This is a genomic window from Neobacillus sp. OS1-2 (genome assembly GCF_030915505.1).
Classification (GTDB): domain Bacteria; phylum Bacillota; class Bacilli; order Bacillales; family Cytobacillaceae; genus Neobacillus.
Map to the genome: position 1 here is coordinate 3,271,496 of NZ_CP133265.1, position 15,772 is coordinate 3,287,267.

Consider the following 15,772-nt stretch of genomic DNA (forward strand, 5'->3'; position numbering starts at 1 on the left):
CTCTTAATTATTTCCAACTGTTGGCTGGTCAATTAAATTGGTGTCAAGAACATTGGTACCGCTCAAACCGGTATTGGAGACAATGAGCCCGCCGGTGTTAAATCCACCAGAACCAGCAAACGTCTTTGAACTACTCTTTGGTGAAATATAGACGGTATCCCCAAACTGGACAATACCCCCACTCACAGTCACAATTTGTACTGGGCCAATGATAGCTGGCATGAATAACATCCTTTTCTAGTAAACTTCCTAGGCAATTACCTTACAGTAACATATGCATTTAGATGATGTCTTGTTCATGACCTTTAAGCAGAAGCTGACGGATATGCTTAACTCTTACCTCCATCGAGGCATGTTGCGTGTTTCCAACATGTAAAATGGATGAAGAAGAAACGGCAGTGATATCAATATTATTCACTTTTATAAGTGGATTCAGATTATGCCGTAAAAAAGACATACTCTCATTTATAGGCGGCAGTGGCAGCGTTTTTTTATAGACAGAATAGGAAGGAAAATTCCCTTCGTTACCATGAAAAGTTTCTGCTTCCCTTTGAACGGCAAGGGCCCTGGAGAATGCGTTAAGAATGCAAGAATCTCCCAGTTGGATAATCGAGCAGAAAGCAACCTCTCTTAAGCGGAGGTTATCTACACTAGAGGTTCGGGTTAGCATATCCAGGGGTCACATCCCGTTCCAATGGTACAAATGGCCCGATAATTAATGATTCTGGCGGTGTATCAAACGCTGATGTCAACTGGATTGTTTCTGCATCGCCCACCATAAATAATGAGGAGCTAGCGACCGCCATGATTTTAACATTGTTAACATGGAGAACACGATTGTAGACCTCAAAGTTCATTCCGTCTTCATCCCTTTCATATTTTCAGGTAAGTTAGCCAGAAAAACCTTTACACCACTTTGAATTTCCTGCTTTAGTGCTTCAATTACCATTTCATCAATTGGATGATCCCCATCAGCCGATTGAACCTTTGCTGTGTAAGCTTTAATATGATGATCAATCCGGGTGGGAAGCTGTTTGATGATATCCTCTTTAATGAAAGCTAAATAGGTATCATTTGGGGGAATGTCTTGGTTTCTTTGGGCATCATCAATGATATGCGGCAAATCTGTTTCTAAGTAGTTATGAATAGCCTGTTCAATATCTATTGATTTTCGCAATTGTTCTTTTGGAGAAAAAGGGGTTTTTAATGATTGATTTTGAACAGCAAAGTCCTCAATTCCCGATAAATCATTCGGATTCAAACCAATATTTAACGTTCCCTCTAGGGTTTCAACTTTCAATTGATCGAATTTATAGTCAATCCTATCAACATGTATCGTGGGCTTTTCCAATGCCTGCTTTACATCATTGTTTAATTTTTGAATTGTCTGTTCTAATGCGACAATTCTTTTTTCTTGTGCTTGGATACACATCTGCAGCCATTGAAGGTATTGATACATATCTTGATACACGTGAATCACCTCGCCGCGAATTGCCTTTTCGTCTTGTGTTCTAACTATATGCACAAATCCTATTGGATTTGCTTCTTTTCCACAAGTTCATTAGGCAGACAAGGCTTTTGCATTAAAGAGGTATCGTTTAAAAATTTCTGACAGGAGCTTGTAATGGTACTGCAGGCGCAAAAAGTGTTTCTCCTTGAGGCTTTATTCCTGCTGGCGCCGGCTTAGTAAATCCTCCCGTATTAAATAGATTTGCTTGGGGCTTAATAATCCCGGCACTGCCAATTTGGAGGACCGAGGAATTGGTGATTCCTCCAATTTTAATAAAATTGATTTGAATGGATTGCTGGATATAAAAATTCATGTTAGACCACCCACTCATTACATATTAAAGAAATTACCTTGATCAAAAACCTCTGGATCATTTGTATTCGTTGAACTTAATCGGTTATGGACATCTACCTGCTCACCGGTGTTAAAGGATCCGGCACCGGAAAAGGTCTTTGCTGTGGCAAACGGCATAATTTTGTAAACATCACCAATGTGGAAAACAGAGCTGTTTCCTAGTGTAATGACCTGTGCAACCCCAACAATTGCTGGCATATTCAACATCCTTTATTATTAATATCAGAATTTATATCATTCGACTTTGAGAATTGTCCAGCTCCAGCGCCCTAGCGGCTAGTGTCCTTCGCTCTCCGCCCTACGATAAGTCAAGCACGGATGCGCTTCGCTCACCGTGTTTCCTTTATCTCAGTTGGAGCGCTCCAGGCCATACGCCGCTGACCAGGGCGCTTTCGCTTTTCTTATTAATATCTTTTACATCTTATGATTGGGCGAATGTAATGTGAATCATTTGCCTAGATTATATTTGTTAGAGGTGCCGGATACACCTGCTTCCTAATTCCTTTTGCAGCTTTACTAAGTTTGTCACAATATTTGAATCACTTTTTTCGTAATTACTAAATGCCTATGGTATGATAGTCTCGATTACTATACATAGGAGGAAACAGAATGATTCATGGTCATGTAACAGCATGGGTTTTAGCTCTGATTTTATTTTTCGTAGCTCTTTCATTAAATAAAGGCGGGAAAGCCAAAGGATTTAAAATTATTCAAATGATATTACGTGTTTTATATCTAGTTATTATTGCCACAGGTATCGGACTCCTTTTCTCGGTTTACAAAATTGATGTTTGGTATATCTTAAAAGCGGTTGCCGGGTTATGGGTAATTGGATTATTTGAAATGATCCTGGGACGTGTCGCAAATAAAAGGCGAACTTCCGTCTTCTGGATTCAGTTTGTGATCGCCTGGCTGCTCGTATTATATTTAGGCTTTGAAAAGCTGCCAATGTCGATTTTTAATGTATAAGGTATTTGTTTAAGAAGGCTGTCCCTGGGGGACAGCCTTTTCATTTTTGAAAAATAGCTATAAACCACGTGACAACTCAAGCTTCCGGTTTTAATATTAAAACTAGTAGAGGGGAGAGATGAATGTGATTGTAAAGGTGTTTGCAAATCTCCGTGAAATATGTGGAGGGGTAACAGTAAAGGTGCTGCCTGATGGGGATCGGGTTATGGATGTTTTAGATAAAATGGTGGAAATGTTTCCTGACCTGCGAGATGAGGTTTTTACTCCAGAAAAAGAGCTGCTGCCATTTGTTCATGTGTATGTGAACGGCAGGAATATTATTCATCTTGATGACCTTCAGACGAGAGTGGCCGAGGAAGATCAGTTTGCACTATTTCCCCCCGTTGCAGGAGGCTGATAATGGCGACAATAGATTTAGAGTTTCGGGGCATTAGTATAGCGTATTTGGGATTGTATTTCGAAGAGCTCGGTGCGAAACAGAAGACGGATTCGTTTCCCTTCATTTATGAGGCTGAGAGCTGGAGTGGACAGATCTTATCGGAGAAGGAAATAACATTTACTGAAACATTTAAGGTAAATGCTGCTAAGGTCCGCTTTAAAGCAGATACAGATACAATACTTGAAGCATTAATTAAAAATTATCGTTACAAAACAACCAGAATTGGCGGGTAATCAAAGAAGGCTTCTGCAACTTTATTTGCAGAAGCCTTCTTCATTTTATACTAGCTGATTTTCAGCATCAATAATGCCTAATTCACGCAGCTTTTCATTCGGTACAAGTCCGTCCTGCCAGCCCCGTACCTGATAATATTCTTCAAGCATGATATCCATACGGCTGACAACACCAGCGCTGTTTCCTGATGCCGGTTCATCAGTGAACCGTTTTGGAAGGAAGTCGTCTTCACGTTTATTGAAGCCTGCAAGGTTATTATAATAACGCTCCAGGTTATAGATTCTTTCTCCGGCCTTCATGACGTCATCTGCTGTCAATTGGACACCCGTCATCGCACTATATTGCTCGGCATAATGCTCCGCATTTTCAGAGAAAGAAGAGAATTTACAAATATTCATAGAATCAGAGAAGGCAAGCATATCTTGGAATACTTTTAATAATTCGCCTTTCCCTTCTGGTTGTAAACGGTCGGTTGGCTCTGGAATACCGGCAATTTCACTTGCAACAGTATAACCGCGCAAGTGGCAGGCACCGCGGTTACTTGTGGCATAACCTAGCCCGATCCCTTGAATTCCACGAGGGTCATAGGCTGGAATCGATTGGCCTTTTACGGACATGGAAAGTTCAGGTGCACCCCAAGAAGCAGCGGCGCGTGCTGGTCCTTCAGCAAGTGTACCGCCGAAGCCTTCGCGGAAAGCAATTTTTCTAGTTAATTCAATCATGGAATCGGCATCACCCCAGATTAGCTCCTCAGAAATGATCCCTTTTTCATAGGCTTCCATCGTTACAGAAAAGGCGTGCCCCAGTTCAATGGTATCAAGGCCGTACTCATTGCAGCGGTCAATCATAAAGGAAATCGCTTCAGCGTCACTTAATAGACAGTTGGAACCAAGGGACCATGCAGATTCAAATTCAATGCTTTCCACTCGTGTCTTATATTTGCCATCCTTTACTTCTACTTCAATTTTACAGCCAACAGGGCAGGCGTGGCAGGTTTTGTTCGCTACACGTAAATGTGTGTTCACATATTCACCACTATGCTTTTCTGCTTCATCCCAATGAGTAAACTGGGAGTTTTTCGTTGGCAGTGCTCCAACCTCGTTAATCAGGTTTGTTAACACGTTTGTACCATAGACGGATAAGCCGCCTTTATTTGGTGCTGTTAAGCCGCCATCGAGGATGGCTTTAACGGCTTTTTTATTCGCATCCTTATACTCACTCTCTAATTTAGCAACAGGCATGTTCCCTTTTTGTGCGGCTTTAATGACAATCGCCTTAAGCTTTTTATATCCGGCGACTGCAGCAGTACCGCCGCGACCAGCAGCGCGGTCATGTTCATTAATAAATGAGGCAAACCGAACAGTGTTTTCACCTGCCTGACCAATTGTCATGACACTTAGGTCTTCTTCACCATGTTGATCTTTCATCGCTTTGATGAAGGCCCTTGTGCTTGTTCCCCACAAATTGGATGCATCACGGAGTTCTGCTTTACCTTCAGCAATGTAAAGATATACAGGCTTATCACTTTTTCCTGAGAAAATTAGATTGTCGATACCTGCCCACTTTAAACGTGCCGCCGTCCATCCGCCGATGTGAGAGTCGGTGACGGTCCCCGTAAGCGGAGATTTTGTTACAACACATAGACGTCCACTCATAGACGAACGGGAACCGGTAACCGGACCAGTCATAAAGCATAAAATATTTTCAGGTGATAACGGCTCAACTGAAGGACCATTATCCAGCACATACTTAACCCCGAGACCGCGGCCGCCTATGTACTTTTTGGCATCGCTTTCATTTATGGCCCTGTAATCAACAGTCCCATTGGTTAAGTCAACTAAGACTTCCTTGTTTTTAAAACCGCCTAGATTCAAAGTAATTCCCCTCTTTTCCATTATTTTTTATACTAATCTCTTATTACATTTAAAATATACAAAGAGATTTCTCCAAAAATTAGCTTTTTCCCCAATTATTATTATACACCCTTTTGTAATATTTTGAAAATTGAATTTTAGGTACTATGAAAAGAAAAAAATTTGGTAAGATAATAGTAATATGAATAGAGAAAAGAGGAATTCAGGTGAGTGGCTTGGAACGATATTCAAGACAAGTTCTTTTTCAAGGGATTGGGGTAGAGGGGCAAGAGAAATTGTTGAAAAGCCGGGTTGCTGTTGTTGGGGCAGGGGCACTTGGTACCGTGATTGCAAACCATCTTGTCCGATCAGGTGTGGGATTCATCAGGCTAATCGACCGTGATTTGGTAGAACTATCCAATCTCCAGCGCCAAACGCTCTTTGATGAAGAGGATGCAAGATTACATCTTCCTAAAGCAGTGGCGGCGCAAAATAGACTAAAGAAAATTAATTCAACCGTTACGGTTGAGGCAGTAATAGCAGATTTGAATTTGGAAAATGCAGAGGAACTATTAGCTGGGGTTGACGTGATTGTTGATGGAACCGACAACTTCCAGACGCGCTTTTTAATTAATGATGTGGCAGTTAAGCGTGGAACTCCGTGGGTGCACGGTGCGGCAGTGAGTTCGCGCGGGATGTTTGCGGTTATTAAACCGGGAGTAACCCCTTGCTATCGTTGTCTCTTTCCCTATGTACCTACTGGGACCGGCGAAACGTGTGATACGGTAGGTGTATTGTCACCATTAACGGATATTATTGGCTCTTTCCAGGCGATGGAAACGATAAAACTTATAGTGGGTGCGGAAACAACGCTTAACTTGGAACAAATCGATATTTGGGACGTTTCCTCCATGCAAATGGATATCTCGCAGGGGAGAAATCCTGAGTGTCCTGCATGCGTGAAGAGGCAATTTGATTATCTTGATCGATTGTCAGGGCAGCAAATTGCTTATACAAGCCTTTGCGGCAGGGATACAGTTCAAATCAACCCACGGAAAAAGAGCGAGCTGGATTTAAAAAAGACAACAGAGGTCTTAAGGAAGAGTGGTAAAGTCACAGGAAACGACTTTTTACTGCGCTTTTCCCCTGAAGAGGGTATTTTCATTGTGGTATTTAAGGATTCTCGTGTGCTTATCCATGGCACAAATGATATCGTCAAAGCGAAAACACTTTATTCAAAATATATTGGAACGTAAATAGAAAAAGGTGTGAGCGCCACCACACCTTTTTCTTATTGTCCATCTCCAGGCGCCTTCCGCTATTCTTTAAGAAATCATTTTTTCTATTATTAATCGCTTCCCAGTGTTTAAGGTGAATTCAAATCGGTCATTGACCTTTTCATAATAACAGAAGTGATGCTGGACATTGCAAATTTGCTCCTGATTGTCAAATACCAAAAAATTCACCCCGTCCTTACGGTGTTCATCTGATAAGAAGGATAAATGGTTATAACAATAAATACAATCATAAATAGAAAAATTCAGGGAATTTAATGTAGTGATAAATTGGAAAAAAGCATCATCGTTTACTCCATCTAAAAGTCTTTCTAATGAGTAAATTAAGTGTTTCCTCATTCGTATTGTATCGTGATCACGAAGCATAATCGCTTCCTTTCCACAATGAATTTTTCCCGGTTCATTCAATATTCCTTTTTTCCAGCGGTTCAAACGAAAGATTTCAATTTCTTGATGAACGAAATCATCGAGCATAGTTGCTTCCTCTGTCTCCTCATCGAAAAATATCCATTGATTGTTAATCTGTTCCACTGTTCCCTCATTGTAGGCCCTTTGCTGGCTATTATATAGATTTATTCGTTGCTGTCGATTCATTGTTAACCTCCGTAGCACAGTTGCTTTCATTTTTCTTTTTAGACATCTTCCTGACGTTTTATAACTAAAGTTTTTTTAAAAAATAAGTATAAATTTATACTGGGTTGCAGTTATATGGACAATTAACCATTTGACATGGGCTGAATACTATAGAGCATGCATGATCGATCTATAATTTTTTGTAAAGGAGTGAGATGTCAATGTGCGGAATCTCGGGGTGGGTAAATTTTTCACATCCAATAAAAAACGAAACAGATACATTAACGAAAATGGTGAATACGTTAGCGAAAAGGGGTCCTGATGAAACCAACATTTGGTTTGATACACATGTTGGTTTTGGTCATAAGCGGTTAATTGTTGTCGATCCTGAAGGGGGCAGACAACCAATGACCAAGCAAAAAGGGGATCTTGATTACACCATTTGCTACAACGGCGAATTATATAACACTGAAGATATCCGCAAAATACTCCATACTAAAGGATATTCCTTTAAAGGTCATTCTGATACAGAAGTTCTGTTAACTGCCTATATAGAATGGGCGGAGGAATGTGTAAATTATTTAAACGGCATATATGCCTTTGCCATATGGGATTCGAAAAGAGAACAACTCTTTATTGGACGAGATCGGCTTGGAGTAAAACCATTATTTTTCACCGAGCATAAAAAAGGGCTTATCTTTGCTTCAGAGTTGAAGGCCATTCTAGCCCATCCGGAAATCAAAACTGAAATTGACCAGGAAGGGCTAGCTGAAATATTCGGTGCAGGGCCATCAAGGGCACCTGGGTCCGGTGTGTTTAAAGGAATGAAAGAGTTGAGACCCGCTCATGCGCTGACATTTTCAAAAAACGGCCTAAAAATATGGCGTTATTGGAATGTAAAAAGTGAAGAGCATAAGGATGGTGTCGAAGAAACAGCGGAAAAGGTTCGTTATTTAGTGACCGACGCTGTAACGAGACAGCTTGTTTCCGATGTACCCTTATGTACATTCTTATCCGGGGGTCTTGATTCCAGCATCATTACGGCCATTGCTGCAAAAGGATTTCAAGAACAGGGAAAAGGGCAGCTTCATACGTATTCCATCGATTATGAAGGAAATGACCAATATTTTTCCTCGAATGAATTTCAGCCTGATGCTGATGAGCGATTCATACAAATGATAACAGATCAATTTCATACGAAACATTTTAACAAAACGATATCACAGCAGCAGCTTGTACATGATTTATTGGAGGCCACACATGTTAGAGATTTTCCGGGCATGGCAGATGTGGATTCTTCCTTATTATGGTTTTGTAAAGAAATAAAAAAAGACTTTGTTGTCGGCCTATCGGGCGAATGCGCCGATGAAATTTTCGGAGGATATCCATGGTTTCATCGTAAACAAGATCTTGAACGCCCGGGTTTTCCATGGATGCGTTCTGTCGGTGAGAGACAAGATTTATTAAAATCGCATTGGCAGGAAAAATTGAAACTGGATGAATACAGCAGTGAACAATATCAAAAAGCTATTGCGGAAACCCCGAAAATGGAAGGGGAAAGTTTGGTTGAGGCGAAGCGGAGAGAATTGTTTTATATTAATATGACCTGGTTTATGACGACATTGCTGGATCGAAAAGACCGTATGAGTATGGGGGCGAGCCTTGAAGTCAGAGTTCCATTTGCTGACCACCGACTTGTGGAATACGTGTGGAACATCCCATGGGAGATGAAAATGTACCGCGGCAGGGAAAAAGGGATTCTAAGAAAGGCCTTTGAGGGGATTCTTCCGGAGGAGGTCCTTTACCGAAAGAAAAGTCCTTATCCAAAGACGCACAATCCGGCATATACGGTGGCCATTCAAAAATGGGTGGAGTCAATCCTACAAGATAAATCCTCGGTATTGCATGAATTTTTCCAAAAGGATCGGTTGGAAAAGATTGTCGAGACGGGGGAAATCCTTTCAAGAACCGTGGTTTGGCCAGCTCATGACAGGGCCGCAATTATTGGCCTATCTTGTGCAGCTTCACACATGGTTTAAGGATTACGATATTAATATAGTGAAGTAGAAAGTGAATCAACAAATGAAAAATGCAGTTTTATTTCAAAAAGTAGAAATTAAATTTGGAATAAAAACCTTATTAGATTAAAATAAGTGTTGGGAAGAGGGTGCTCTTCCCTTTTTTGGAGGAGGAAAATAGATGAAGAAAATTACACTCTTTTTAATCACCTTATTATTCATTTCAGCCCTGCCGGCCCAAGCTGCTATAGAAAAGAAAGACAGGCTGTGGCAGGATGAAACTGTATATTCTATCATGATTGACCGGTTCAACAACGGGGATATAAACAATGATATCGATGTGAATGCCAAGGACCCCAATGTCTATAACGGCGGCGACTTTCAAGGGATTATTGACAAATTAGATTACATACAGGATATGGGCTTCACTGCCATTCGTTTAACACCCATCTTCGATAATGCCAAGAATGGATACCATGGCTATTGGGTGAATGATTTTTACAAAACGGATGAGCATTTTGGATCGATGAAGACGTTTCAAAAGCTTGTGAAAGAAGCACATAAGCGAAAAATAAAGGTATTAATGGATTTTGTCACGAATAACACTGCCGCTACCCATCCGTGGGTAAAGGATTCAAGCAAACAAGACTGGTTTCATCAAAAACAGGAAATCGTTGATACGAATAATCAGCAAGAGCTTGAAAATGGCTGGGTCGATGGATTACCTGACCTTAATCAGGACAACCCCGAAGTCAAAAAGTACTTAATCGATGCAGCAAAATGGTGGATGAAGAAAACAGATGTGGATGGATATAGCCTTCCAGAGGTCAATCATGTTCCAGTAAGCTTTTGGACTGATTTTTCAAAGGAGGTAAAGAAAGGGAAAAAGGGATTTTTCCTAATTGGCCTTCCAGCTGAGAATGCGGCATTGGATGTAAATAAATATCATGATGCCGGAATTGACAGCTTATTTGATTATTCCCAAAGTGAGAAATTAAGAAAGGCTTTTGCAACGACAAATCAATCTTTTAGCCCCCTTAACTCTGCCTTTTATAGTTCTGAAAAAAAAGACGGATTAATGGCCAACTTTTTAGATAATGAATATACGACAAGATTTACGAATGATATTGTTGACAAGAGACAGTTTCCTGGCTCACGGTGGAAAACAGCTTTAACTTATTTGTATACGACCCCAGGTGTTCCGATGTTTTATTATGGAACTGAAATTGCCTTAATTGGGGGAGATATTCCCGATAACCGCAGACAGATGAATTTTCGTACGGAAAAAGAACTGATCGAATATATTACCAAGCTTGCCGAGCAGCGAAAACAACTTGCTTCTTTAACAAGAGGGACGATGGAAGTGCTTTATGACAAAGGTGGAATGATGGTTTATAAACGGGTCTATAAAGGGGAAACATCAGTCGTTGCCATCAATAATTCCACCAAATCACAAAAGGTTATTTTAACAGATAAGCAGTTAGCGGACGGTAAGGAGCTCCGTGGTTTACTTGGAGGGGATCTTGTTCGCAGTCGTCAACATCAATACATTCTCATCCAAGATCGCGATAATTCTGAAATATATGTACTGACCGAAAAAAGTGGAATTAAGATTTCACTTATTGCCTCCTTAATTGTCGTTTATATCTTAGTGGGTATCTTCCTTTACTTCCTCATCAAGAGAAGAAAAACGAAAAGAATAGACTAAAACGTATCGGCGGTTGTCCCGCCGATACATTTTTTTAGCCATTGACAATTGTCCCGCCATTTACATGAATCATTTGCCCGCTGACATATGAGGAGTCATCAGACGCTAAGAACACATAGGCGGGTGCCAACTCATAAGGCTGTCCTGCACGTCCCATTGGGGAGGTAGACCCAAACGTGGCAACTTTATCCTCCGTAAATGTTGATGGGATGAGCGGAGTCCAAATAGGGCCCGGAGCTACTCCATTTACACGTATTCCCTGTGCAGCGAGTGACATGGCCAAGGATCGCGTAAAAGAAACAATGGCTCCCTTAGATGCGGAGTAATCAAGTAATTGTTCATTTCCTTCATACGCTGTAATCGATGCGGTGTTAATGATGGATGCCCCTTCCTGTAAATAGGGAAGAGCCATTTTGGTCATATAAAAGTAGGAAAATAGATTGGTTCGAAATGTTTTCTCCAGCTGTGCCGATGTAATATTCAATAGGCTTTGTTGTGGATGCTGCTCTGCCGCATTATTGACGAGTATATCCAGCCTACCAAATTGATCAATTGTCTTATTCACGATCTCTTTACAAAATTCTTCATCGCCAATGTCACCGGCATAAAGGAGGCAAGTGCGACCTTCTGCTTCGATTAGCTGCTTTGTTTCCTCGGCATCCTGATGTTCTTCTAAATAAACAATCGCGATATCTGCACCCTCCTTGGCAAAATAAATCGCAACAGATTTGCCGATTCCACTATCGCCCCCCGTAATGATCGCGGTTTTACCAGCTAATTTGTCTCCAGACTTATAATTGGGAGCAACAGAAATCGGAAGCGGATTCATTTCACTTTCTATTCCAGGCTGGTGGTTTTGATGCTGGGGCGGAAATGTTTGCTTTTGTTGGTTTTTATTACTACTCATTTATGAAAACCTCCGTTAGTTTATCAAAAAAATATAATTTTAACTTTGAGAATTGTCCAGCTCCAGGCGCCATCGGCTAGTGTACTTCACTCTTCTCCCTAGGATAAGTCAACATCGGATCGCCACGCTCTCCGTGTTTCCTTTATCTCAATCGAAGCGCTCCAGTCCATACGACGATAGACGGCGCCTTCCGCTTTTCTTGTTAGTTTTCATTAAATGAGTTAAATTATGAAAAGAAATAAAAAAGGCATGAAGGATTAAACCTTCTGCCTAACACCTTATCGGTAATTGATGAATTGGACATCAATACTAAGGTCTGCTTCACGGACCAAGGAAATAATTTTTTGTAAATCATCCCGGTTTTTGCCGCTGACACGGACCTGATCGTCCTGCACTTGACTTTTCACTTTGACACCACTATTTTTTATAATCGTGTTAATCTTTTTAGCATTTTCTTTATCGATCCCTTGAGCAATTTTTGCTCTTTGCCGCACCGTTCCTCCTGATGCCCTTTCGATTTTCCCATAATCAAGATTTTTTACAGGAACACCTCTTTTAATTAATTTACTAAATAATACATCCTTTAATTGATCCATTTTATATTCGTCGTCAGAAATGAGGACCAGCTCTTCCTTATCAAGTGAAACTTCACTTTTGCTGCCCTTAAAATCGTAACGGGTGCCGATCTCTTTCATTGTTGCCGTAATGGCATTTGTGACTTCGGTAAATTCAACTTTGGATACAATATCAAATGAGCTGTCTTTAGACATCGTTTTAACCTCCATTTTAAAATAAATAGAAACATAAGCTCCTGCAAAAGTTTCCCTTTATGGGTACATTATAGTAAAATATATCAGTCTAAACAAGATTAGAAAAGCGGAAGCGCCTAGCTGCTTGCGCTAGACAGGAATCTCACAGGAAAAATCTCCGAAAAAAGAAAAGGGGAGTTATATATGTCACTCAATGAATTAATAGGTCAAGCAACAACGCTTACTGTTGCGCGGAAAGCCGAGTTTGGCTATTTTTTATCTGATGGAAATGAAGATGTTTTATTGCATAGTAATCAAGCGCATCAAGAATTAGCGGAAGGAGACGAAGTCGAAGTCTTTATATTTGTCGATTCACAAGGGAGAATATCCGCTTCGATGACGATTCCGGAAGTTTCTGTTGGACAATACGCTTGGGTAAAAGTAACAGATACAAACCCGAGAATCGGCGTCTTTTTAAATATTGGCCTCCCAAAGGATATTCTGTTAGGTGCTGATGATCTTCCAGCCCATCAATCGGTCTGGCCGAACATCGGTGATATGGTGTATGTCACCCTAAGAGTAAATCGTAATCATCTGATTTATGCAAAGCAAGCCAGTGATCAAGTGATTCAATCGATTTCCGTCAAGGCAACCGAGAAAGATTTTAATAAAAATATCCAAGGTCATATATACCGTACGGCAAAGGTAGGCAGCTGGGTCTACACTATTGAAGGCTTTAAAGGATTTATTCATGAATCACAACGGGGTACAGAGCCACGGTTAGGTGAAAAAGTAGAAGGACGGATCATTGACGTCAAGGAAGATGGAACGATTAATGTTTCTTTACTTGCAAGAAAAGAGGAATCACAAGATTTGGATGCAGCTAGAATCTACGAGTACTTAATGAGTAGAAATGGTGCCATGCCATTTAGTGATAAAAGCACACCGGAAGATATCCAAGAGCGATTTGACTTAAGCAAAGGGGCCTTTAAACGTGCGCTGGGGAAACTGATGAAAGAAGGTAAGGTCTACCAAGAAGGTAGCTGGACATATGTAAAAAACTAACTTACATACTCTCTTTCTTAATGCTTACACTAAGGTTGCAAGGAATTTTGAAAGGAGCATGGTAATGCCGCACACTTCTGATAATGACAAAAAAGCAAAAGACAATAATGCCCTTCACCACGAAAAGAATATGATGCGTGAAAAAAACCGTCAGGCAGGGAAAAATCAATACACAAAGAAAACAGACCATAAATAATAAGGAATGAGGTGCGAGCACCTCATTCCTTTCTTTTTAAGAAATGGTTAAAATCTCATATTTTGCTGCCAAATCAATAAAGTCGCCCATCCCACTAATTTTGCCAACTTCCAATTTTTCAGTTACTTCATAGTGATCGGCACATGTTTTACATGCTAAAATATCGACACCTTTTGCTTCCAATTCTTTTAGATGAACCGAGACAAGAGATTCCTCAGTCATGGTGAGCACTCCGCTATTCATACAAAAAACGGCTGCCGGGAGCTCTTCCTTTTGCTTAAGTATCGTAAAGAAAGTTTCAAGGATACTTTCACCAAGAATTTGGTCGCCCCTGCCAAGTTGATTCGAGCTAACTAAAATCACTTTGTTTTTCATGTGCTATCATCACTCCTTAACGGATACCTAAGGCGATTTTCGCATAACGGGACATCATTTCTTTATTCCAAGGCGGATTCCAAACAATATTTACTTCCGTTTCTTTGATCTCAGGGATGTCAGTTAGTGCTCTTTTCACTTGGTCGACAATGGTTCCAGCAAGTGGGCAGCCCATTGCCGTTAACGTCATCGTAACTGTAGCCTTTCCCTCATCATCCAATTCAACATCATATACCAAGCCTAAATTGACGATGTCGACACCTAACTCAGGGTCAATAACTAACTCTAATGCACCCATAATGTTTTCTTTTAATTCTTCATTCATATGGTTTCACTCCTTACTATATTTTTATTTACTTCATTGCTAGTTTTTATTACAATTTCCAAAAGGCGGTAATTAAAACCGCTTTTGTTTGAACATATAAAAGTATATAGCTTTTTTGTTGCTTTTGGTGTGAATTTTTTTACAGGTTAGATATAAAGTTGTTAACATAGTAAATATAGAAATAATAATCATCATTCTTACATGTAGTGTATCATGTAAACAATTTTTTTCCTAAAGCAATGCATTCACTAACGGAAATTTGAAATAAGAAGGAGTTAATATGGCAGAAAAACATTTAATCGCATTAGATTTAGATGGGACATTATTAAAAGATGATAAAACTATTTCTCAAAAAAATAAGGAAATTATTCAAAAAGCAAAAGCTGAAGGTCATATTGTCATGATTGCAACCGGCAGACCTTATCGTTCAAGTGAAATGTATTATCGCGAATTGGAGCTAAACACACCAATTGTTAATTTTAATGGAGCTTTTATGCATCATCCGCTTGATTCAAGCTGGGGATTCTATCATGAACCACTTGATGTAAAAGTAGCAAAGGACATTGTCGAAGCTTGCAGAAGTTTTCAGTTTCACAATATAATTGCCGAAGTAATGGACGATATTTATTTCCATTACCATGATGAGAAGCTTTTAGACATTTTTAGCTTTGGCAATCCCAAAATTACCACAGGTGATTTACAAAACTTTTTAAACGATGCACCTACAAGTATGTTGATCCATACAGAGGAAGATCAGCTTAAATTAATTCGTGATCATTTATCTGAGATTCACGCCGAAGTGATTGAACAACGAAGCTGGGCTGCCCCATGGCATGTCATTGAAATCATTAAAGTTGGGTTAAATAAAGCTGTAGGCTTGAAAAAGGCAGCAGATTACTTTGGGATCCCAACTGAAAGAATTATTGCTTTTGGCGACGAAGACAATGATTTGGAAATGCTTGAATATGCCGGTCATGGAATTGCGATGGGAAATGGGATTGACCAGGTAAAGAATATCGCTAATGATGTAACCTTGAGTAATGAAGAAGATGGTGTTGGGGCATATTTGGCGGATTTGTTAAAATTATAACGCGGAAGCACCTTGACCAAGCTTTTCCTAAATGAACGGTCTGCTTTTGGAGCATACTAATTATTGAGGCAGCGTTGCTGTTTCAATATAAGCTTCTTAGCATATTGGAGGG

At 40.2% G+C, this 15,772-nt stretch carries 20 protein-coding genes and 1 pseudogene; 9 read left to right on the forward strand and 12 right to left on the reverse strand.

Features of this window, described 5'->3' with window-relative positions:
• Window positions 1–3 precede the first annotated feature (3 nt).
• From RCG19_RS16260 to RCG19_RS16285, 6 genes are all read right to left on the reverse strand, one after another.
• On the reverse strand, window positions 4–222 hold the full coding sequence (locus RCG19_RS16260; RefSeq protein WP_166241606.1) for a spore germination protein: 219 nt from the start codon (window positions 220–222) through the stop codon (window positions 4–6).
• Between the two features lie 58 nt (window positions 223–280).
• Window positions 281–670 (reverse strand): spore germination protein GerPE, encoded by a 390-nt coding sequence (locus tag RCG19_RS16265; RefSeq protein WP_308107987.1) that lies wholly within the window; start codon window positions 668–670, stop codon window positions 281–283.
• Window positions 651–857 carry a spore gernimation protein GerPD gene (locus RCG19_RS16270; RefSeq protein ID WP_308107988.1) on the reverse strand — a complete coding sequence of 69 codons (207 nt, stop codon included), beginning with the start codon at window positions 855–857 and terminating at the stop codon, window positions 651–653. Before RCG19_RS16270 ends, RCG19_RS16265 begins: the two co-directional genes overlap by 20 nt.
• A complete protein-coding gene (gerPC, locus tag RCG19_RS16275; protein ID WP_308107989.1) occupies window positions 854–1,525 on the reverse strand; it encodes a spore germination protein GerPC in 672 nt (223 codons plus the stop codon). Before gerPC ends, RCG19_RS16270 begins: the two co-directional genes overlap by 4 nt.
• Before the next feature lie 73 nt (window positions 1,526–1,598).
• Window positions 1,599–1,823, reverse strand: a complete 225-nt coding sequence (locus tag RCG19_RS16280) for a spore germination protein GerPB (protein ID WP_166241600.1) — start codon at window positions 1,821–1,823, stop codon at window positions 1,599–1,601.
• 17 nt (window positions 1,824–1,840) lie between these two features.
• Window positions 1,841–2,062 (reverse strand): spore germination protein, encoded by a 222-nt coding sequence (locus tag RCG19_RS16285; RefSeq protein ID WP_308107990.1) that lies wholly within the window; start codon window positions 2,060–2,062, stop codon window positions 1,841–1,843.
• Between the two features lie 411 nt (window positions 2,063–2,473).
• Here RCG19_RS16285 and RCG19_RS16290 point away from each other — a divergent pair, with 411 nt between their 5' ends.
• The 3 genes from RCG19_RS16290 to RCG19_RS16300 all read left to right on the forward strand — a co-directional run bounded on the left by RCG19_RS16290 (window position 2,474) and on the right by RCG19_RS16300 (window position 3,505).
• Window positions 2,474–2,833 (forward strand): YisL family protein, encoded by a 360-nt coding sequence (locus tag RCG19_RS16290; RefSeq protein ID WP_308107991.1) that lies wholly within the window; start codon window positions 2,474–2,476, stop codon window positions 2,831–2,833.
• Between the two features lie 124 nt (window positions 2,834–2,957).
• Window positions 2,958–3,230 carry a ubiquitin-like small modifier protein 1 gene (locus RCG19_RS16295; RefSeq protein ID WP_166241740.1) on the forward strand — a complete coding sequence of 91 codons (273 nt, stop codon included), beginning with the start codon at window positions 2,958–2,960 and terminating at the stop codon, window positions 3,228–3,230.
• Between the two features lie 2 nt (window positions 3,231–3,232).
• Window positions 3,233–3,505, forward strand: a complete 273-nt coding sequence (locus tag RCG19_RS16300) for a MoaD-like domain-containing protein (protein WP_166241594.1) — start codon at window positions 3,233–3,235, stop codon at window positions 3,503–3,505.
• 45 nt (window positions 3,506–3,550) lie between these two features.
• On the opposite strand, the gene RCG19_RS16305 is transcribed toward RCG19_RS16300, so the two are convergent.
• Window positions 3,551–5,380 (reverse strand): aldehyde ferredoxin oxidoreductase family protein, encoded by a 1,830-nt coding sequence (locus RCG19_RS16305; RefSeq protein ID WP_308107992.1) that lies wholly within the window; start codon window positions 5,378–5,380, stop codon window positions 3,551–3,553.
• 206 nt (window positions 5,381–5,586) lie between these two features.
• Between RCG19_RS16305 and RCG19_RS16310 the strand changes: the two genes are divergently transcribed.
• Complete coding sequence (locus tag RCG19_RS16310; protein WP_308107993.1) at window positions 5,587–6,615, forward strand: ThiF family adenylyltransferase; 1,029 nt, start codon at window positions 5,587–5,589, stop codon at window positions 6,613–6,615.
• Window positions 6,616–6,684: 69 nt separating this feature from the next.
• On the opposite strand, the gene RCG19_RS16315 is transcribed toward RCG19_RS16310, so the two are convergent.
• Window positions 6,685–7,248, reverse strand: coding sequence for a DUF2777 domain-containing protein (locus RCG19_RS16315; protein WP_166241588.1), 564 nt, complete (start codon window positions 7,246–7,248; stop codon window positions 6,685–6,687).
• 200 nt (window positions 7,249–7,448) lie between these two features.
• Between RCG19_RS16315 and asnB the strand changes: the two are divergent.
• Window positions 7,449–9,294, forward strand: a pseudogene (gene asnB, locus RCG19_RS16320) (asparagine synthase (glutamine-hydrolyzing)).
• A 132-nt stretch (window positions 9,295–9,426) separates the two neighbouring features.
• Window positions 9,427–10,953 carry an alpha-amylase family glycosyl hydrolase gene (locus tag RCG19_RS16325; RefSeq protein ID WP_308107994.1) on the forward strand — a complete coding sequence of 509 codons (1,527 nt, stop codon included), beginning with the start codon at window positions 9,427–9,429 and terminating at the stop codon, window positions 10,951–10,953.
• Between the two features lie 34 nt (window positions 10,954–10,987).
• Here the strand turns inward: RCG19_RS16325 and RCG19_RS16330 are convergent, their stop codons facing one another.
• Both RCG19_RS16330 and RCG19_RS16335 read right to left on the reverse strand, forming a co-directional pair.
• Window positions 10,988–11,860, reverse strand: coding sequence for an SDR family oxidoreductase (locus tag RCG19_RS16330; protein WP_308107995.1), 873 nt, complete (start codon window positions 11,858–11,860; stop codon window positions 10,988–10,990).
• Between the two features lie 278 nt (window positions 11,861–12,138).
• Complete coding sequence (locus RCG19_RS16335) at window positions 12,139–12,630, reverse strand: YajQ family cyclic di-GMP-binding protein (protein ID WP_166241579.1); 492 nt, start codon at window positions 12,628–12,630, stop codon at window positions 12,139–12,141.
• A 183-nt stretch (window positions 12,631–12,813) separates the two neighbouring features.
• Here RCG19_RS16335 and RCG19_RS16340 point away from each other — a divergent pair, with 183 nt between their 5' ends.
• Window positions 12,814–13,674, forward strand: a complete 861-nt coding sequence (locus RCG19_RS16340) for a CvfB family protein (protein ID WP_308107996.1) — start codon at window positions 12,814–12,816, stop codon at window positions 13,672–13,674.
• A 64-nt stretch (window positions 13,675–13,738) separates the two neighbouring features.
• A complete protein-coding gene (locus tag RCG19_RS16345; protein ID WP_308107997.1) occupies window positions 13,739–13,870 on the forward strand; it encodes a DUF3941 domain-containing protein in 132 nt (43 codons plus the stop codon).
• A 36-nt stretch (window positions 13,871–13,906) separates the two neighbouring features.
• Here RCG19_RS16345 and RCG19_RS16350 read toward each other — a convergent pair whose 3' ends face one another.
• Window positions 13,907–14,245: a DsrE family protein gene (locus RCG19_RS16350; protein WP_308107998.1), complete on the reverse strand. Its 339-nt coding sequence runs from the start codon at window positions 14,243–14,245 to the stop codon at window positions 13,907–13,909.
• Between the two features lie 16 nt (window positions 14,246–14,261).
• A complete protein-coding gene (locus tag RCG19_RS16355) occupies window positions 14,262–14,570 on the reverse strand; it encodes a metal-sulfur cluster assembly factor (protein ID WP_166241573.1) in 309 nt (102 codons plus the stop codon).
• Window positions 14,571–14,850: 280 nt separating this feature from the next.
• Between RCG19_RS16355 and RCG19_RS16360 the strand changes: the two genes are divergently transcribed.
• Complete coding sequence (locus RCG19_RS16360; RefSeq protein WP_308107999.1) at window positions 14,851–15,660, forward strand: Cof-type HAD-IIB family hydrolase; 810 nt, start codon at window positions 14,851–14,853, stop codon at window positions 15,658–15,660.
• The last annotated feature ends 112 nt before the right edge of the window (window positions 15,661–15,772 follow it).